13 protein-coding genes and 8 tRNA genes are annotated in these 19,246 nt (G+C 63.6%); 17 read left to right on the top strand and 4 right to left on the bottom strand.

From position 1 onward, the window contains the following. Nucleotides 1–19: 19 nt before the first annotated feature. Nucleotides 20–2,776 carry a DUF349 domain-containing protein gene (locus tag DOM41_RS03885; RefSeq protein WP_110685523.1) on the bottom strand — a complete coding sequence of 919 codons (2,757 nt, stop codon included), beginning with the start codon at nucleotides 2,774–2,776 and terminating at the stop codon, nucleotides 20–22. A gap of 235 nt (nucleotides 2,777–3,011) precedes the next feature. Between DOM41_RS03885 and minC the strand changes: the two genes are divergently transcribed. From minC to DOM41_RS03800, 17 genes are all read left to right on the top strand, one after another. Next, a complete protein-coding gene (gene minC, locus DOM41_RS03880; protein ID WP_110685522.1) occupies nucleotides 3,012–3,758 on the top strand; it encodes a septum site-determining protein MinC in 747 nt (248 codons plus the stop codon). Between the two features lie 107 nt (nucleotides 3,759–3,865). Continuing rightward, nucleotides 3,866–4,687, top strand: a complete 822-nt coding sequence (gene minD, locus DOM41_RS03875; RefSeq protein ID WP_110685521.1) for a septum site-determining protein MinD — start codon at nucleotides 3,866–3,868, stop codon at nucleotides 4,685–4,687. Further along, nucleotides 4,684–4,938, top strand: coding sequence for a cell division topological specificity factor MinE (minE, locus tag DOM41_RS03870; RefSeq protein WP_110685520.1), 255 nt, complete (start codon nucleotides 4,684–4,686; stop codon nucleotides 4,936–4,938). The genes minD and minE overlap by 4 nt, the downstream gene beginning before the upstream one ends. Before the next feature lie 100 nt (nucleotides 4,939–5,038). Further along, the gene (gene sbcB, locus DOM41_RS03865; RefSeq protein WP_110685519.1) at nucleotides 5,039–6,517 is read left to right on the top strand and encodes an exodeoxyribonuclease I; all 1,479 of its coding nucleotides are present in this window, start codon (nucleotides 5,039–5,041) and stop codon (nucleotides 6,515–6,517) included. A gap of 16 nt (nucleotides 6,518–6,533) precedes the next feature. Beyond that, nucleotides 6,534–7,256, top strand: a complete 723-nt coding sequence (locus DOM41_RS03860; RefSeq protein WP_110685518.1) for an alpha/beta family hydrolase — start codon at nucleotides 6,534–6,536, stop codon at nucleotides 7,254–7,256. Between the two features lie 78 nt (nucleotides 7,257–7,334). Beyond that, nucleotides 7,335–7,410 (top strand) — tRNA-Val (locus tag DOM41_RS03855). A gap of 71 nt (nucleotides 7,411–7,481) precedes the next feature. Beyond that, nucleotides 7,482–7,558 (top strand) — tRNA-Asp (locus tag DOM41_RS03850). Between the two features lie 88 nt (nucleotides 7,559–7,646). Then, nucleotides 7,647–7,723: transfer RNA gene (locus DOM41_RS03845), tRNA-Asp, on the top strand. A gap of 29 nt (nucleotides 7,724–7,752) precedes the next feature. Next, nucleotides 7,753–7,829, top strand: a tRNA-Val gene (locus DOM41_RS03840). A gap of 28 nt (nucleotides 7,830–7,857) precedes the next feature. Beyond that, nucleotides 7,858–7,934, top strand: a tRNA-Asp gene (locus DOM41_RS03835). 402 nt (nucleotides 7,935–8,336) lie between these two features. Next, the gene (locus DOM41_RS03830) at nucleotides 8,337–10,394 is read left to right on the top strand and encodes an NADPH-dependent 2,4-dienoyl-CoA reductase (RefSeq protein ID WP_110685517.1); all 2,058 of its coding nucleotides are present in this window, start codon (nucleotides 8,337–8,339) and stop codon (nucleotides 10,392–10,394) included. A gap of 212 nt (nucleotides 10,395–10,606) precedes the next feature. Further along, complete coding sequence (locus tag DOM41_RS03825; protein ID WP_110685516.1) at nucleotides 10,607–11,665, top strand: threonine aldolase family protein; 1,059 nt, start codon at nucleotides 10,607–10,609, stop codon at nucleotides 11,663–11,665. A gap of 340 nt (nucleotides 11,666–12,005) precedes the next feature. After that, the gene (locus DOM41_RS03820; protein WP_110685515.1) at nucleotides 12,006–13,928 is read left to right on the top strand and encodes a PrkA family serine protein kinase; all 1,923 of its coding nucleotides are present in this window, start codon (nucleotides 12,006–12,008) and stop codon (nucleotides 13,926–13,928) included. A gap of 60 nt (nucleotides 13,929–13,988) precedes the next feature. Continuing rightward, a complete protein-coding gene (locus DOM41_RS03815) occupies nucleotides 13,989–15,269 on the top strand; it encodes a YeaH/YhbH family protein (RefSeq protein ID WP_110685514.1) in 1,281 nt (426 codons plus the stop codon). A gap of 127 nt (nucleotides 15,270–15,396) precedes the next feature. After that, nucleotides 15,397–16,953 (top strand): SpoVR family protein, encoded by a 1,557-nt coding sequence (locus DOM41_RS03810; protein WP_110685513.1) that lies wholly within the window; start codon nucleotides 15,397–15,399, stop codon nucleotides 16,951–16,953. 120 nt (nucleotides 16,954–17,073) lie between these two features. After that, nucleotides 17,074–17,349 (top strand): Lrp/AsnC family transcriptional regulator, encoded by a 276-nt coding sequence (locus DOM41_RS03805; protein WP_110685512.1) that lies wholly within the window; start codon nucleotides 17,074–17,076, stop codon nucleotides 17,347–17,349. A 29-nt stretch (nucleotides 17,350–17,378) separates the two neighbouring features. Then, entirely contained in the window at nucleotides 17,379–18,209 is an 831-nt protein-coding gene (locus DOM41_RS03800) for a DNA/RNA non-specific endonuclease (RefSeq protein ID WP_245391728.1), read from the top strand. A gap of 208 nt (nucleotides 18,210–18,417) precedes the next feature. Here the strand turns inward: DOM41_RS03800 and DOM41_RS03795 are convergent. The 3 genes from DOM41_RS03795 to DOM41_RS03785 form a co-directional block, all read right to left on the bottom strand. Continuing rightward, a tRNA-Leu gene (locus DOM41_RS03795) sits at nucleotides 18,418–18,504 on the bottom strand. Between the two features lie 52 nt (nucleotides 18,505–18,556). After that, nucleotides 18,557–18,643: transfer RNA gene (locus DOM41_RS03790), tRNA-Leu, on the bottom strand. A gap of 70 nt (nucleotides 18,644–18,713) precedes the next feature. Next, nucleotides 18,714–18,800 (bottom strand) — tRNA-Leu (locus DOM41_RS03785). Nucleotides 18,801–19,246 lie beyond the last annotated feature (446 nt).

Genomic DNA, 19,246 nt, shown 5'->3' with positions numbered 1-19,246 from the left:
GGCGAATTATACGTATGTATTAGTCGCTGTCAACAGCGTGGGCGCGATTCCCTTCAGCAATGTGCCCAAGGACGTGATCGAAGCGGCTGGCATAGATCGCCCAGGTCTCGGGTGTGATCGAGGTGCTCGCCAGCAGCGCCATCAGCGTCTCGCGCAGCTCCTCCGGCGGCGTGGGCTGACGCCCGAGTCCGTCGTTCAGCCGGGCGACCTGCACTTCCAGACGCAGCGGCTCCAGCGTGTCGGGAATCGGTTCGTCGGCCAGCAGATGCAGCTGGACCAGGCAGCGCTGCACTGCCTCTTCCCCCTCTGTCATCGCGTGGATCGTGGAGGTCGCGCCGCCTTGCAGCGCCTGGCGGATGGCCTCGGGAGCGTCGTCGACCGCCTCCCCGGCAAGGGCGCGTTCGAACCATTGACGGTAGGTCGGCCACTCGCGCGCCTGCTCGGCGAGCGCGAGACGATCGAGCGTGACCTCGCGGGCATGCACGATGCCCTGCCAGCGCCGCTCCATTCCCTCGCTGCGACGGCTATGGGGGAGCGGTCCCAGGCGTTGGGCCTGGTTCAGCGCCTCTTCGAGCACGCCGCGCTCACTGGCGCGCGTGGGCTGCCAGGCATCGAGCCGGTCGATGAGCGCCTGCATGTCGTCGAAGCGCTGCTGTTGACGTGCCTGCTGTTCGCCCCGGCTGGCATCGCGGGCGGCGAAAATGGTGTCGCAGTGACCCCGGAACTCGCGCCACAGCGTCTGCTCGACCCCCTTGGGTGCGCGACCCAGGGCTCGCCAGCGCTGCTGGAGCGCCTTGGCGGCGTCGGCTCGCTGGGCGGCGCTGGCGTCGCTGTCGGCGAGCTGCCGGGCCTCGGCCACCAGCTCACGCTTGTGACTGGCGACATCGCCGGCGCGGGCGTCGATCAGCGACTGTAGCTGATGGCGCAGGCGGGCATAGCGACGTCCGAGTGCCGCGTTTTGACGCTTGGGCACCGGCCAGTGACGATCCCACTGTTCCTGCGCGGCGTCGCGAATTCGACGGAGTCCGTCGGGATCGGCGTCGGCAGCGGGGCGGTCGAGCAGCGTTTCCAGCTCCTGGCAGAGCGCTTCCCGGGTCTCGAGGTTGAGCTGCTGGCGCTTCTCCAGCTCCGATTCCCACTCCGCGAGCTGAGCGTGGAGCGCATCCGAGGCAGTCCGAAAGCGCTGGGCGAACTCGCGGGTAGCGGCGGCGTCGCCGAGCTGGCGCCACTCACGAATCAGGCGCTGATGTTCACGATGTCGTTCGCTGTCGCGGCGCTCCGTTGCGTCGACCAGTGCCTCGATCGACTGCAGCAGATGCTCGCGCTTGGGGGCGGCGGCGAAACCGCGCCAGTCGCGCAGCTCAGCGAGCCGGGCGGTCAACTGGCGGTAGCGCTGATCGAGCTCGCCGGAGAGCGTCTGACCGCTGCGTTCCAGGTGCTGGCGCAGGCGCCGGTGCGCCTGCGAAGCGGGACGATAACGCCCGGCCTCGAGGTCGGTGTCGAGCTGTGTGAGCAGCGCCTCGATCTCTTCGAGGGGCCAGGCGTTCTCGGGCTCGTCGGCCTGCCTGGGGGTCGCAGCACGCTGGGTCTTCGCGGCCTGCTGACGACGGGCGGCGGCCAGTAGCTCTGTCGCGGGCAGATCCTCGGGCCAGGCGATGGCGTCGAGCAGGGCACGGGGATCCTCGTCGCGCTCGAGCGTGTCGGTCAGCGCGGGGGCCTGCTCGAGAAGACGCTCCCAGGCCTGCCAGAAGGTATGGGCGATGGCGATGCGCGTTTCGAACCGCTGCTGAAACGCCGGAGAGGTGCCCTGGCGGTCGGAAATCTCGCGCCAGCGCTCGCTCTGAAGCTGCCATTTGGCGTGCAGCTCCTGCATCGCTTCGACGGTGAGCGTCCCCTGCTCGCGCACCACGCTGAGGGCCTGGTCGAGCGTCTCGAGGATGCCTTCCCGGGTCTGTTGCGCCTGCTGCTTTTCGCGCTGCTGGCGCTCGCTCTCCTGGCGCTCGCGTTCGTGGTCGGCAATTCGTTGACGACAGCGATTGACGGCGGCGTCGAAACGTCCGCGCTGGACGTCGCTAGGGCTGCTCTCCTGGCGCTCCCATAGCCCCAGCCAGTGCTTCAGGCGCGCTTCGAACTGCGGCTCCCAGGGGCGGTGGGATTGATGCTCGAGGGCTTGCAGGATGCGCTCCCGCTCGGCGTCGGCTGCGGCCTGCTGTTCGGCGTTGGCGCGGCGGGCGGCGAGACGCTCGCGTGCCAGGCGGGCGACCTGCTTGTCGCGTCGCGCCTGACGCGCCAGTCGGGCAAGCCCGTCATCGCTCTTCACGCGTTCGGCGGCGGCGTGGCGCACCGCCGTAATGCGGTTGTCGCTGGCGTGATCGATCAGACGCGCCTCGTCGTCGACCCGGGCGAGCGCCGTCAAGCGCAGCGTCTGGTTGTCGCCATGACGAATCAGGGCATCGATCAGGGCAGGGTCGTCGAGTCTGGCGACCCATTCGAGACGTGTCTCGAGATCGAGCGCCGGCGTGGTGGCGCCACCCAACAGCTCGACGAGGCGCGCGAAGAGATCATCGTTCGGCACCGTCGAGTGCCAGGCGATGAGGCGCTCGGGCGTCTCGATACGGGCGAGCGCGGCGCGACGGACGCTCGGGTCGTCGTCATGGGCGAGCGCTTCGAACGCCTGCGTGTCTTTGGCGCCGAGCTGATCGACGGCGCGTAGGCGGACGGCAGGATCCTTATGCCGCCAACGGGGGGAGAAAAGACGCTGAAAGAGTCCTGGCATGGCCGGTGTGGCATCCTGAAAAACGACGGGCTGGCAATGGCCGGCGCGAGGTCAAAGTGGCGCCAGCGGCAGCCGACTATCTAACCATTTGAACGGCGACGGTAAAAGGGCACGAGGGCGGTCGCGTCGGTCTGTAGCGACACCTGACAAACGTCTGAGGTGGCCGTATGATCGGTTGCAGCGGCGTTCGCCCTCGCTTAGCGTAACCCCCAATCCCAGGCTTCGGAGTTCGGTCATGAGTCTCAAAAGAGATCCGGCAGAGAGCGCCTTCACCTTCAAAGGTGGCATGCTGCCCATGACGGTCATGGAACTGACCAGTGGCGATCCGGAGCGTATCCGCGCTCAGCTCGCGGGCAAGGTGAGTCAGGCACCCGCTTTCTTCCAGCACACCCCGGTCGTGTTGAGCGTCGAGCATATCGACGAGCCGCATCTGGCGCTGGAGCGGATCTGTGCGGTGTGTCGCAGCCACAAACTGCTGCCGGTGGCGGTTCGCGGCGGCCCCGACCCGGTCAAGCAGTCCGCATGGGCGCTCGGCCTGGGCTGGTTCCCGCCGCAGGAGTTGCGGCCGCGCAGTGTCGAAACGAATCCGGTGGAGAAACCGGCCGAGGCGTCTGCCGATGCCGAGCCGGCAATGGCCGCGTCGTCTGCGCCGATCGGCGGGCGCATCTACCGCGGTACCGTGCGTTCCGGTCAGCAGATTTCGGCACCCGACGGCGATCTTATCGTCATCGGCGCGGTCAACCCCGGCGCCGAGATGCTGGCGGGGGGTAGCATTCACGTGTACGGCCCGCTGCGTGGGCGGGCGCTGGCCGGTATCCACGGCGACCGCGATGCCGGCATCTTCTGTCATGATCTCCACGCCGAGCTGCTGTCGGTCGCGGGGACGTACAAGCGGATGGAGGATATCGATCCGCGGATGATGGGAAGTGCAGTCCAGGTTCAGCTCATGGAAGATCAGCTCAAGATATCGGCGCTCACCTGATCACGTCGGCATAATCGTCGACGCCGATGCCGCAGGGCCGCGTAACAAGAACGGTCTTCGAAGCGGTGAGAGCGATTAACAATCTATCGGGTAACAGGAAGTTCATCTTGGCCAAGATCATCGTTGTAACCTCCGGTAAAGGTGGTGTCGGCAAAACCACCAGTGCGGCGGCCATTGCTACCGGGCTCGCGCTGCGCGGCAACAAGACCGTCGTCATCGATTTCGACGTGGGCCTGCGCAACCTGGATCTGATCATGGGGTGCGAGCGCCGTGTGGTCTACGACCTCGTCAACGTCATTCAGGGCGAGGCCGGGTTGAATCAGGCGCTCATCCGGGACAAGCGCTCGGAGAATCTGCACATTCTTCCGGCCTCGCAGACACGCGACAAGGACGCCCTGACGCTCGAGGGCGTGGAGACAATCCTCGGCTCGCTCAGCGAAGAGTTCGACTACATCATCTGCGACTCACCGGCGGGCATCGAGCGCGGCGCCCAGCTCGCACTCTACTTCGCCGACGAGGCGATCGTGGTGACCAATCCCGAGGTTTCCTCGGTGCGGGACTCCGACCGGATCCTCGGCCTGCTGTCGTCGAAATCCCGGCGCGCCGAGCAGAACCGCGAGCCGATCAAGGAGCATCTGCTCGTCACGCGTTACAACCCCAACCGGGTCGACGATGGCGACATGCTCAATCTCGATGACATCTGCGAGATCCTGGCCATCAACCTGATCGGGCTGATTCCCGAGTCCGAGGCGGTACTACGTTCCTCGAACCAGGGCGTGCCGGTCATTCACGACGACAAGAGCGATGCCGGTCAGGCCTATGCCGACACGGTCTCCCGCTTGATGGGCGAGGACGTGCCACTTCGTTTTCAGCACGTGCCCAAGCGCGGGCTGATCTCCCGAATGTTCGGAGGAGGAGGTCGCCGGTGAAACTACTCGAATTTCTCAAGGGCGAGCGAAAGAAGTCCGCCTCGGTAGCCAAGGAACGGCTGCAGATTATCGTTGCTCATCAGCGCGGCCACCGTGGTCAGCCGGACTACATGCCGATGCTTGAACAAGAGCTGCTCGAGGTGATCCGTCGCTACGTCAAGGTCGACCAGGACGCGATCAACATCAGCCTGGACAGCGAAGACGACTGCTCCGTGCTCGAGCTCAACGTGACCCTTCCCAACCGCGACTGATTCGCAGGGGCGCGCCGCTGGTGCCTGGCCTGGCGCCGGCGGCGCATGAGTCGCCCGATTGGCTGTGCTAGGCTTGCCGTTTTGTCAGGCGGAGAGCGCAATGGCCCCGAGCAAAGCGGCCCCGGCCGACACAGAGCCCACGTTTCTGTGGCACGACTACGAGACCTTTGGCGCCGACCCGCGGCGTCACCGCCCGTCGCAATTCGCGGCCATTCGTACCGATCGCGACTTCAACGAGATCGGTGAGCCGCTCACTCTCTACGCGCGGCCCGCAGACGACGATCTGCCCCATCCGCAAGCGTGCCTGATTACCGGCATAGCCCCCCAGACCGCGCTCCGTCGCGGCGTGCCGGAAAGCGAGTTCGCGGCACGCATCCAGGCTGAAATGAGCGTCCCCGGGACCTGCTCGCTGGGTTACAACAGTCTGCGCTTCGATGATGAAGTCAGCCGCCACCTGTTCTACCGCAATCTGCTCGATCCCTATGCTCGCGAATGGCAGAACGGAAACTCCCGCTGGGATCTTATCGATGCGGTGCGGGCGTTCTATGCGCTGCGCCCGGACGGTATTGAGTGGCCTGCCAGAGACGACGGTGCTCCCAGTTTCAAGCTGGAGCATCTCACTGCCGCCAACGGTATCGCCCACGAAGGGGCCCACGATGCGCTCGCCGACGTGCGAGCGACCATCGGCATGGCCCAGCTGCTGCGAGCACGCAACCCGAAGTTCTTCGACTATCTGCTGACGCTTCGCGACAAGAAGCGCGTGGCAGGGTTGCTCGACGTCACTGCGCGCAAGCCGATGCTGCATGTGTCGCGTCGCTACCCGGCAAGCCGTGGCTGCAGCGCGCTCATCGTGCCGCTGGCGATGCACCCGTCCAATCCCAACGGGGTGATCGTCTACGATCTGGCAGTGGACCCGGCGCCGCTGTTCTCGCTCTCCGCGGAGGAGATTCGCGCGCGGGTGTTCGCCTCCGACAGCGAACTCTCGGAAGGGGAGACACGCATTCCGCTCAAGGTGGTGCATCTCAACCGCAGCCCGGTGCTGTTGCCGATTGCCGCCGCCGACGAGAGCGTGGCCGCGCGTCTGGGGCTCGATCGCGCGCGCTGCGAGCAGCACTGGCAAGCGCTGGTGCAGAATCCGGACTCCGCCAGCAAGGCGGCCGGCGCCTTTGCCGAGGCGCCGCCGGAGCCGCCGCGTGATCCCGACCTCATGCTCTATTCCGGCGGTTTCTTCTCGCCACACGATCGCAAGGCGATGGCGCGCGTCCATGCCACCCCACCGAGTGATCTGGCCGAGACCGGTTTTGCCTTTCAGGATCCGCGTCTGGAGGAGATGCTCTTCCGGCTTCGTGCCCGGAGCTACCCCGAGACCCTGTCGACGGAAGAGAAGTCGCAATGGGAAGCGTACCGCTGGGCGCGTCTCAACGACCCGCAGAGCGGCGGGCTGACGCTCAAGGAGTTTGCCCGCGAGATCGAGCGGCTCAATCAGTCGGCGCTGGCCGATCGCGATCGCCAAGTGCTCGAGGAGCTGGTGATGTACGTCGAGTCGATCATGCCCGAACAGGCCTTCGACGCCTATTGAGCGCTGAGACGCCGTCATGAATGAGTTCGACATCGAGCAGCTGACGCCTGAAGACGTAGCGTCAGTGGCCAACGCCCTTGCCGAAGCCGACGGGGTTCCGTGTGAGACGGCGCTGGGCAGCGTCACTGTGACGGGGGCGGCACACGGGCCCAGGCTGCTTCTGTGTCACGGTGCGGGGGCGGGGCACGACTCCGAGTTCCTGGAACAGCTGCGCGCGGCACTGGTGGCCTCACACGTCTGTGTGGTGGCGATCGAGTTTTCGTACATGGGCCAGATGCGGCGCGAGCAGCGCCGGCGACCGCCGCCGAAAATCGAGCGGCTGGTGGCCGAGCTCGCCGAGTGGCAGCGCGCGCTGCAGACGATCGATCCTGAGACACCGCTCTGGCTCGGTGGCAAGTCGATGGGTGGGCGAGCGGCAAGCCTGCTGGCTGCCGAGGCGGGGGCGGATGGTCTGGTGCTGCTGGGCTATCCGTTTCATCCCCCGGCGACGCCGGAGCGGCTGCGTCTCGACCACTGGCCGAGGATCGACTGTCCGCTACTGCTGATTCAGGGCACCCGCGATCCCTTCGGTCGCCGCGAAGAGGTCGAAAGCTATACGCTGCCTGCGCATGTGGAGTGTCACTTTCTCGAGGGCGGCGACCATGACTGGCAGCCGCGCAAACGCCAGCCCGAGAGCCGTGTTGATCTGATCGATCGAGCGGCAGCCCTCGTCGCGCGGCGACTTGGCGCAAGTGGATGATCGGCAGGGGAAATTGGCTCGCTAAAAGCTGTTGACTTTCAATCGGTCACCGGTAGAATGCAGCGCCACGTGACCAACGGGTGGTTAGCTCAGTTGGTAGAGCACCAGCCTTACAAGCTGGGGGTCACTGGTTCGAACCCAGTACCACCCACCATCACTTTCGAGAGATGGCGTTCGAAGAGAAATCGGCTTCGAACATTGCGTAGGTCACGTGATGGATAATGCGGAACGGTAGTTCAGTTGGTTAGAATGCCGGCCTGTCACGCCGGAGGTCGCGGGTTCGAGTCCCGTCCGTTCCGCCATTTCCATGGAAGCTCGCAAGAGTTTCAATTGTTAGATGCGTAGTACGTATCGTGCTGTGAGTTACGACTTGGACACGATGGTTAGCGTGGAACGGTAGTTCAGTTGGTTAGAATGCCGGCCTGTCACGCCGGAGGTCGCGGGTTCGAGTCCCGTCCGTTCCGCCACGCTTCGCACTGTAAGTTGTTTGACGTCTGGGTGGTTAGCTCAGCTGGTTAGAGCACCAGCCTCACATGCTGGGGGTCACAGGTTCGAGTCCTGTACCACCCACCATTATCTCAGGTAATGGTGCACCCTATGCGGAACGGTAGTTCAGTTGGTTAGAATGCCGGCCTGTCACGCCGGAGGTCGCGGGTTCGAGTCCCGTCCGTTCCGCCATCGACGTCTTGCGCCTTGAACCAGCGCTCATGAGTTTCCCCTCCTGGTTCTCGCTGTTTTTCCAGTTTCTTTCTTCAGCTTTGCGGTTGTTTTCAAGCCAACTGTTGATAGACGGAATCTGTTGATAGCGGACCCTGTTGATAGACGTTTCCTCCTGATAGAGCTTCTCTGAGCACTGCATAGCTGCCGATGGCATTCGCCACTCAGGGCGGTTTTTTGCGTTTCCCTATTCCTAATCTCGCCGTCTCTGTCGGTTGTCAAGACGCGTTGATGCGAGGGCATGACGCTTTGGTGCAATGGCTCTCGTCGCTGCTTCGTTTACACTGATGTTCATACGCGCGTTTGAAACCTTCTCCGCTCGCGGCCGTGAACGCGCTCGTCAACGCTCAACGGGACCTCACAGTGACCGCTTTCCCCAACCTCTTTCGTCCGCTGCGCCTCGGCTCGTTGACCCTACGCAATCGCGTCGTGATGGGGTCAATGCATACCAATCTCGAGGAGGCGCCCGACGGCTTCCTGCGCCTAGCGGCTTTCTATGCCGAGCGTGCCCGCCACGGGGTGGCGCTGATCGTCACCGGGGGGATCGCGCCCAATGCCGAGGGGGGTGTGTTTGCCCAGGCAGCCAAGCTGACGGATGCCGACGAGGTCGACGCCCACCGCCAGGTCGTCGAGGCGGTTCATGCTGAAGGGGCGCGCATCTGTCTGCAGATTCTGCACGCCGGACGCTACGCCTACGCCCCGACGCTGGTCGCGCCCTCCGCCATTGCCGCGCCCATCAACCGTTTCACGCCGCGAGCACTGACGTCCGCAGAGGTCGAGCAGCAGATTGCGGACTTTGTGCGCTGTGCGCGGCTCGCGCAGGACGCCGGCTACGACGGGGTCGAGGTGATGGGCTCCGAGGGCTATCTGATCAACCAGTTCCTGTGCGCGCGGACCAATCAGCGCGACGATGAGTGGGGTGGCGACGCCGTGCGCCGCCGCCGCTTTGCCGTCGAGGTTGTGCGAGGCATTCGTCGCGCCTGCGGTGAGGACTTCGCGATTCTCTTTCGGCTGTCGATGATCGACCTGGTCGAGGAGGGCAGCACCCAGGAAGAGATCGTGGCGCTGGCCTGTGAGGTCGAGAGCGCCGGGGCTGATGCGCTTGACTGCGGTATCGGCTGGCACGAGGCGCGGGTGCCCACCATCGTGACCAGCGTACCGCGAGCGGCGTTCGTCACGGTGTCGGCGGCGGTGCGCCAGGCCATTGCGATTCCGACCATTGCCACCAATCGTATCAACATGCCCCATGTCGCCGAGCGAGTGCTCGCCGAGGGACATGCGGATCTGGTCTCGCTCGCCCGTCCCTTTCTGGCCGATGCGGCCTGGGTCACCAAGGCCGCGGCTGAGGATGTGGCGTCGATCAACACCTGTATCGCCTGCAATCAGGCCTGCCTCGACCAGACGTTTCAGGGTAAGCTCACCTCGTGTCTGGTCAACCCGCGAGCGTGCCACGAGACCGAGCTGACACTGACGCCATCCGAGGCTCCCAAGCGGATCGCCGTCGTCGGCGCAGGGCCTGCCGGTCTGGCGGCGGCGGTTGGCTGTGCGGAGCGGGGCCACCGCGTCACGCTGTTCGAACGCCATGCGTCGATCGGCGGCCAGTTTCAGCTCGCCTGGCGAATTCCCGGGAAGGAAGAGTTCGGCGAGACGCTACGTTACTTCAGCCATCAGCTCACGCGTCTTGGGGTCGAGCTGCGTCTGAACACCGACGCCGATGTGCAGACACTGCTCGACTTTGACGACGTCGTGCTGGCCACTGGCGTCACGCCGCGGCGTATCGCCTTCGAGGGAAACGAGCGGGCCTGCGTGATCGACTATCCCACGGCGATTCGACATCCCGAGAGAGTCGGTCGGCGAGTGGCGATCATCGGTGCCGGCGGAATCGGTTTCGATGTCGCCGAGCTGCTCGCCCATGTCGAGATTCCGCAGGGCGAGGTCGCGGCGTTCGAGCCGGCATCGGCCGACGCCACGCCGCAGGCGGTCGAGCAGTGGCACGACGAGTGGGGTGTCGATCTCGCCAGCCGCCATCCGGGGGGACTGAAACCTCGGGTGGCGCCGCAGGCGGCACGCCGCATCACACTGCTGCAACGCAAGCGCGACAAGCCCGGCGCCGGGTTGGGCGCCACCACCGGTTGGGTGCATCGTGCCTCGCTGCGCGCCCGCGGTGTCGAAACGCTGGCCGGCTGTGCCTATCGGCGTCTCGATGATGATGGCCTGCATCTGAGCGTCGATGGCGAGGCGCGGGTGCTGGCGGTGGACACGGTCGTCATCTGTGCCGGGCAGGAGTCACAGCGCGAGCGGCTGGCGGACCTGGCGCGGGCCGGCGTCAGGGCTCACTGCATTGGCGGCGCTGACGTGGCCGCGGAGCTGGATGCGCGTCGCGCCATCGATCAGGGCACGCGACTGGCGGCACGGCTCTGACGGCCTGTCACTGGCAGGGTATGAGACAGGTGATAGACTGAGGCGATTCTCGCAGAGCGCGAGACGCGCAGCGGCGATCCCGCTCGTTGCGTCCTGCGCTCTGTGTCATTCCGGCCACGATACGGCCCACCGACCGTGATACCTGGCCCGACGGGGCGGCAGCGATGATCCTCGGCCGTCCCGCGATGAAGGGATCGGAAAAGGACCCGCCAATGACAATCGACTGCAGCCCCCGCTTTCTGGCGAGCGACAATACCTCCGGCATTTGCCCCGAGGCGCTCGACTACCTGATTCAGGCCAATGCCAGTGACGATCTCGCCTATGGCAACGATCACTGGACCCACCGTGCCGCCGACCGCTTCCGTGAAATCTTCGATTACGACTGTGACGTCTTTTTCGTCTTCAATGGCACCGCGGCCAATTCGCTGGCGCTGGCCGCCCTGGGGCAGAGCTATCACAGCGTGATCTGCCACGAGCTCGCGCACATCGAAACCGACGAGTGCGGCGGCCCGGAATTTTTCTCCAATGGCTCGAAACTGCTCACCTCTCCCGGCGAAGAGGGGAAGCTCACGCCCGAAGGGATCGAGCGGCTGGTGGTCAAGCGAAGCGATATCCACTATCCCAAGCCGCGAGTGGTCTCGATCACTCAGGCCACCGAGGTGGGGACGGTCTACTCCCGCGAAGAGCTGCTCGCCATTCGCACCATGGCGGACAAGTACGACCTGCGGGTGCACATGGACGGCGCACGCTTCGCCAACGCCTGCAGTGCCCTCGATGCGACGCCCGCCGAGCTGACCTGGCAGGCCGGTGTCGACGTGCTCTGCTTTTCGGGTACCAAGAACGGCCTGCCGATGGGGGAAGCGATTCTGTTCTTCGACAAGGCGTTGGCCGAGGATTTTGCCTATCGCTGCAAACAGGCGGGGCAGTTGGCGTCCAAGATGCGCTTCATCGCCGCGCCCTGGCTGGGGCTGCTGGAGTCGGGCGCGTGGCGCACCAATGCCGACCACGCCAACGCCATGGCGCGCTATCTCGCCGATGGTCTCGCCTCGTTGCCCGGCGCCGAGCTGATGTACCCGACCCAGGCCAACAGTGTCTTCGTCAGCCTGCCGACGGCGGTGATCGATCGTCTGCGGGCCCGGGGCTGGACGTTCTATACCTTCATCGGTGCCGGCGGCGCCCGCTTTGTCTGCTCCTGGAATACCACCACAACGCTGCTCGACGAGCTGCTCGCCGACGCCCATGCCGCCTTCGACCATTCGGCGACCGGCTGACGCCCTTCAATGTCGGTCCGTTGGCGCGTCACGCGCGCCAACGGACGATTCTCGCCGATCCAGGTCGCTCTCCCGCCTCGCCGAACGTTTGTTTTTCTTCATGGATTTTCAGTCGTTAGCGGTTTTCGCTTGTCGTTTCGCGTTTTTTTCACGGTAAATTGCCGTGCATCACAACTCGATCGTGGTAGCGTGTTCCAAAGCATAGTTTTCGGCGTTGCGTCGATAGAGCCTGCGGATGAGGGCCGACCGGCGCGTCGTGCATCTGTCCAAGCTGATGGTCAGCTAGCCCGGCTGGCGGGTTGCGGTTCCCGTCCGTTCGGGGGTCACGCAGGAGGCCTCTATGAGCATCTTCGATCAAGTGCAGAGCCGTTTCGAGCGGGTTCAACAAGAAGAAATGAGCCTGCAGGAGTATCTGGAACTGTGTCGCAAGGAGCCGAGCGTCTACGCCAACGCCGCCGAGCGAATGCTCGAGGCGATCGGCGAGCCCAAGACGATCGACACCGCCAAGGATCCGCGCCTCTCGCGCATCTTTTCCAACAAGGTCATCCGCCGCTACCCCGCCTTTGCCGAGTTCTACGGCATGGAGGAGGCGATCGAGCAGATCGTCGCCTATTTCCGTCATGCCGCTCAGGGGCTCGAGGAGCGCAAGCAGATTCTCTATCTGCTCGGTCCCGTCGGCGGCGGTAAGTCGTCATTGGCCGAGCGGCTGAAGCTTCTCATGGAGCGGGTGCCGTTCTACGCCATCAAGGACTCGCCGGTCTTTGAATCGCCTCTGGGGCTCTTCTCGCCGGAAGACGATGCCGAACTGCTGGAGAAGGAGTACGGCATCCCCAGACGCCACCTGCGTGGGCCGATGTCTCCCTGGGCCGCCAAGCGGCTCAAGGAGTTCGGTGGCGATCTCTCACGCTTTAGAGTCGTGCGTCTGACGCCATCACGGCTCAACCAGATCGCGGTGTCCAAAACCGAACCAGGCGACGAGAACAATCAGGACATCTCGTCGCTGGTGGGCAAGGTCGACATTCGCCAGCTCGAGCTCTACTCCCAGGACGACCCCGACGCCTACAGCTTCTCTGGCGGCCTGTGCAAGGCCAATCAGGGACTGATGGAGTTCGTCGAGATGTTCAAGGCGCCGATCAAGGTGCTGCATCCGCTGCTGACCGCGACCCAGGAGGGCAATTACAACCCGACAGAGGGCATGGGGGCGATCCCCTTCGACGGCATCGTTCTTGCCCACTCCAACGAGAGCGAGTGGCAGCAGTTCCGCAACAACCGCAACAACGAGGCGTTTCTCGATCGCGTCTACATCGTCAAGGTGCCGTACTGCCTGCGGGTCTCCGAGGAGATCAAGATCTACCAGAAACTGCTCGAGCACTCCTCGCTCAATCTGGCGCCCTGCGCGCCGGATACACTGCGCATGCTGGCCCAGTTCTCGGTGCTTTCGCGCTTGAAGCAGCCGGAGAATTCGAGCATCTATTCGAAAATGCGCGTCTATGACGGTGAGAACCTCAAGGATACCGATCCCAAGGCCAAGTCGATTCAGGAGTATCGCGACGGCGGCGGTGTCGATGAAGGGATGGACGGCCTCTCCACGCGTTTCGCCTTCAAGATTCTCTCCAAGGTCTTCAACTTCGACACTCACGAGATCGCGGCCAACCCGGTTCACCTGCTTTACGTGCTCGAGCAAGCCCTCGAGCGCGAGCAGCTGCCCAAGGAGACGTTCGACCGCTACCTCCGCTTCATCAAGGAGTACATGGCGCCTCGCTACGTCGACTTCATCGGCAAGGAGATTCAGACCGCCTATCTCGAGTCCTATACGGAGTATGGACAGAACATCTTCGATCGCTACGTGACCTACGCCGACTTCTGGATTCAGGATCAGGAGTATCGCGATCCCGAGACCGGCGAGCTGTTCGACCGCCAGGCGCTCAACGAGGATCTGGAGAAGATCGAGAAGCCGGCCGGTATCTCCAATCCCAAGGACTTCCGTCACGAAGTGGTCAACTTCGTACTGCGGGCGCGGGCCCACAACAACGGCATGAATCCCAACTGGCAGTCCTACGAGAAGCTCAAGGGCGTGATCGAACACAAGATGTTCGCCAACACCGAGGAGCTTCTACCGGTGATCTCTTTCAACGCCAAGGCGTCGGCATCGGATCAGCGCAAGCACGAGGATTTCGTCGACCGCATGGTTCAGCGCGGCTATACCGAGAAACAGGTGCGACTGCTGTCGGAGTGGTACCTAAGGGTGCGCAAGTCCCAGTAGTCGACGTGGCCGGGTTCTCGCCCGGTCGGCTCGCCGCCCGTTCATCGGAGAGGTCATGCCATGAGCTATTTCATCGACCGACGCCCGAATGCCCGCAACAAGAGTGCGGTCAATCGTCAGCGGTTTCTGCAGCGCTACCGTTCACACATCAAGCGGGCGGTCGAAGAGTCGGTCAATCGCCGCTCGATCACTGATATCGAGCGCGGTGAGAAAGTCTCCATTCCCGCGCGCGATATTACCGAACCTTCATTCCAGCATGGCCAGGGTGGGCGCCGGACCATTGTCAGTCCCGGTAACAAGGAGTTCGCCGAGGGCGATCGTATCCGTCGTCCCGGCGGCAGCGGTAGCGGCGGCAGCGGAGAGGGGCAGGCCTCCAATCAAGGGGAGGGCGTCGACGAATTTGCGTTCACGCTCTCCCGCGAGGAGTTTCTCGATTTCGTCTTTGATGGGCTCGAGCTGCCGCACCTCGAGCGCAAGCAGCTCAAGTCGATGGAGGAGACGCGGCCGGTTCGGGCGGGGATCTCCCGTGAGGGCGTGCCCGCGCGCATCAATATCGTGCGCTCGATGCGCGAGGCGCAGGCTCGGCGGATCGGCATGCGGGCGCCGCTCAAGCGGGCACTGCGCGAGGCGCAGGCGGCACTCGAGAACGAGGAGCGCAAGGACCCGGTGCTGCGGAACCCGGCGCGGATCGAAACGCTCAAGGAGGAGATCGAGCGGCTCGAGAAGCGCATCGCCGCCATTCCCTTTCTCGATACGTTCGACCTTCGCTACAACCACTTGAGCCATCAGCCGATGCCGTCGAATCAGGCGGTGATGTTCTGCGTCATGGACGTCTCCGGCTCCATGACCCAGGCGCACAAGGACATCGGCAAACGCTTCTTCCTGCTGCTGTACCTCTTTCTCGAGCGCAACTACGAGCGCGTCGAGCTGGTCTTCGTGCGGCACCACACCGTCGCCAAGGAGGTCGATGAGGAGGAGTTCTTCTACTCCCGCGAGACCGGCGGCACCATCGTTTCCAGCGCCCTGTCGCTGGTCGACGAGCTGATCGATGCTCGCTATTCACCGCAGCTGTGGAATCTCTACGTCGCTCAGGCGAGTGACGGCGACAACTGGGATGACGACTCCTCGACCTGTATGGCGCTGCTTCAGGAATCACTGATGCCGAAGCTGCAGTACTTCACCTACGTGGAGATCACGCCGCATGCGCATCAGGCGCTTTGGACGGCCTACGAGACGATCCGGGCCGGCCACCCGGATCGCTTCGCCATGCAGCAGATCGTTCAGGCGGAGGATATCTACCCGGTCTTTCGCAAACTCTTTAGCCAACGGACCACGACCTGAGTCGGCGGCTGCGCTGCGAGGCGCGCCATGCGCGATGCAACGAGGACGCGGCGCGACGCGAGCGAGGGCTTGCCCGCGTCGCGCCACGGCAGGCTAGACGCCAGGTGCTACCTAGAGGGGGAAATCGATGACGCGACGTACGCCCATCGCCACCGGTTCGGACTGGAACTTCGACGTGCTCGAGCGCTACGAGCGTGCCATCGCCGCGCTTGCCGACGAATACCGCCTCGACACCTATCCCAATCAGATCGAGATCATCACCTCCGAGCAGATGATGGACGCCTACTCCAGCGTCGGTATGCCCATCGGCTATCATCACTGGTCATTCGGCAAGCAGTTCCTCTCGGTAGAGCAAGCCTATCGGCGCGGTCAGATGGGGCTTGCCTACGAGCTCGTCATCAACTCCGACCCCTGTATCGCCTATCTCATGGAGGAGAACTCCCTGATGATGCAGGTGCTGGTTATTGCCCATGCCTGCTACGGTCACAACTCGTTCTTCAAGGGCAACTATCTCTTCAAGGCGTGGACCGATGCATCGGCGATCGTCGACTATCTGGACTTCGCGCGAAAATATATCGACAAATGCGAAGAGCGCCACGGGGTGGAGGCAGTCGAGCAGCTGCTCGACGCCTGCCACGCGCTGCAGAATTACGGTGTCGATCGTTACAAGCGCCCGTCGCCGATCTCGGCAGAGGCGGAGTCGCAGCGTCAGGCCGAGCGCGAAGCCTACCTGCAGACCCAGATCAATACGCTCTGGAGTACCATTCCGATAGCGGGCGGACAGATGCCGATACTGGTAGCCCACGACGACGAGAACGATCCGCTGGGGCTACATCGCCACGGTCGTTATCCCAGCGAGCCGCAGGAAAACCTACTCTATTTTCTCGAGAAGAACGCGCCGCTGCTGGAGCCCTGGCAGCGCGAGGTTGTGCGCATCGTGCGCAAGCTGGCGCAGTATTTCTATCCGCAGCGCCAGACGCAGGTGATGAACGAAGGGTGGGCGACCTTCTGGCACTACACCTTGATGAACCGAATGTACGAGGATGGCTTGATCGACGAGGGCGTCATGATCGAGTTTCTGCAGTCGCACACCGCCGTTGTCAGCCAGCCCGGATTCGACAGCCCCTACTTCAACGGTATTAACCCGTATGCGCTGGGGTTCGCCATGTTCAGCGATATCCGACGCGTCTGCGAAGCGCCCACGGGGGAGGATCGTGAGTGGTTTCCCGACATCGCCGGCAGCGACTGGCTGGAAACTCTCCACTTCGCTATGCAGAACTTCAAGGACGAGTCGTTCATCCAGCAGTTTCTGTCGCCCAAGGTCATTCGCGATCTCAAGCTCTTCAGTCTGGTCGATGACGATCGTGATGACAGTCTTCAGGTCGAAGCGATCCACGACGATCGCGGGTATCGGCGTATTCGCGAAGCGCTGAGCGTCCAGTACGCGCTCTCCGCTCGCGAGCCGAATATTCAGGTCTGGGAGGCCGATATTCGCGGCGACCGCTCGTTGACCCTGCGTCACGTGCAGGATCGGCGCCGACCGCTGGCGCAGACGCTGTTTCCCGTGATGCGCCACCTCCATCAGCTCTGGGGGTTTCCGATCCGGCTGGAGTCGCTCGATGGCGGCGAGGTCGTTCGCCGCTACGAATGGCCGATCCCTGACCCGGCGCGGGATTCGGCCTAAGGCGACGGGCACCGCGGGGCGAGTGTGGCTCGCCGTCGGGCCGAACGGGCGGGCGAGCTGATATACTCGCCGCGGTTTTCCCCTTCACCTGCGCAGCCAAAAACGCCGGGAGCAGACTCCATGCAGAATGCCGTCATCCTGATCAATGTCGAAAAGGGCCGTATCCGCGGCGTTGCCGAGCGCCTCGCCGACCTCGAGGGCATCAGCGAGGTCTACTCGACCTGTGGCCGCTACGACCTCATCGCGATTGCCCGTACCCCGGACTTTGAATCACTCGCTACCCTCGTCACCGAGCGACTGATGAGCGTCGAGGGGATCAGCGATACGGAAACGCTCAATGCCATGCAGTTGCATTCGCGCCACGATCTGGACGCCATGTTCTCCGTCGGTCTCTGATCGGGGTGGCGCGTCGACGACAGGCGGGCGTGCTGGCCAAGCTGTTTCGCTCCTCGAAGATCACGCTTGCCTTCGTGGTGGTCATCAGCGGTCTCTGGTACTGGCACGAGAGCGACGTCCGCGATCAATTGGTCTGGATGGGCGTGCCCGATTGGCAGTGGAACGACTGGCGGGGCTGGAACCGCGTGCTGCGCAACGACGGCTACATGGTCGGCTGGTCCGATCTTCGGGCCATGCCGCTATGGGCCGCCTACCGGCTGACGCCGGCGGGGGATGCCCGCAGTCAGCCTCGCCCCGACGGCTTCGATAAAGACTGGCGGAGCCTCTGGCCGATCACCAGCGGCGACTACACTGGCAGCGGGTACGATCGCGGTCATCTCGCGCCCAACTACGCGATGTCGGTGGTGCACGGGCGTCAGGCACAGCTCGACAGTTTTCTGATGACCAACATCACCCCGCAGCGGCCGAAGCTCAATCGTCAGCTTTGGCAGCGCCTGGAAGAGGCGGTGATCGACGACTTCGTCCCGCGCTTCGGTGTCGCCTGGGTCATCACCGGGCCGGTTTTCGACGATCAGTGGCTTCATCGCGTCGGGTTCTCCCAGATACCCGAGGCGTACTACAAGGTTATCGTCATTCCCGGCAAAACGCCTCGCGCGCTGGCGTTCCTCATGCCGCAGGAAGTGAATGGCCGCGAGCCCCTTGGCCGCTTTCTGGTCTCGATCGACGAGATCGAGGCGCGCACTGGGCTGGATTTCTTTCCGCTGCTGAGCGACGACGTGGAGCGGCCGCTCGAGAGTCGAGTGCAGACGGAGGGCTGGGGGATGGCCTCGGTCTCGACCCGTCCGGGGCGTTATCAGTAGCGCCCCTGGCGTGCGCAGGGTTCGGTCTCGACAGTCATGCAGGGTTCAGAAATGTCGCGTCGCAACGCCATGTCGCGCAGCGCAGCAATGTCGCGTAGTCGCAAATGCGGGTTCGAATCGATGTTGAGTCGACGGCATGTCAGAAGGACATCGAGGTGTCAGAAGGATATCGAGAAAGGGGACTTGCGAGATGCAGTACTCATGACGATGGTGCCCAGGAGAGGACTTGAACCTCCACGTCCATAAGGACACTAGCACCTGAAGCTAGCGCGTCTACCAATTCCGCCACCTGGGCGTCATGAATCTGTCGGGGTAAAGCTTGAGGCTCGATGTGTTCGAGTCTCGAATGGTGCCCGGAAGAGGACTTGAACCTCCACGTCCATAAGGACACTAGCACCTGAAGCTAGCGCGTCTACCAATTCCGCCATCCGGGCTTGCTACCTGCTTTCCACCTTGGCTTGTTCGATAAAACGTCGTGTCGTCGTGACACTGCAATTTTGTCGATGGTGCCCAGAAGAGGACTTGAACCTCCACGTCCATAAGGACACTAGCACCTGAAGCTAGCGCGTCTACCAATTCCGCCATCTGGGCCAAGGCGCGATGCATAATACCGATTGTGCATCCGAATGCAAGCCCGCAGGCGCATGATCTCTGCGCGGATCCTTTGTCGGCACCGCTTCGAAAATGGGTCGCTGGGACATCGTGACGCCCACGGTTGTGACGCCCACGGTTGGGTCGGGCCGGCGTGGCGGCTATACTCCGCACATGACACGACAACGATGTAACGGCAGCGCGTCTCGATTCGACAACGCGCCAGCCCGCCAGGACGGTGCCGAAAACCGTCCACAACTTCCCGGTAATGCCCTTTTCGGTCTCGCTCACGCCAAGCGGCGAGACGTTTCACGCCGCCTCGTGCTCGCGTCGGGCAACCTTGCGCTTCACCGCGCGCGCCCCCTCACCGCCCAGACCGTTTCGCGGGACAGCGGCTTCTATTTTGATCAGCAGACGCGCGGTGCCCAGTCTGCCTGTCTCAACGC

This window comes from Salinicola aestuarinus (assembly GCF_003206645.1).
GTDB classification, from domain to species: domain Bacteria; phylum Pseudomonadota; class Gammaproteobacteria; order Pseudomonadales; family Halomonadaceae; genus Salinicola; species Salinicola aestuarinus.
This window is presented reverse-complemented; position numbering and strand designations above follow the sequence as displayed.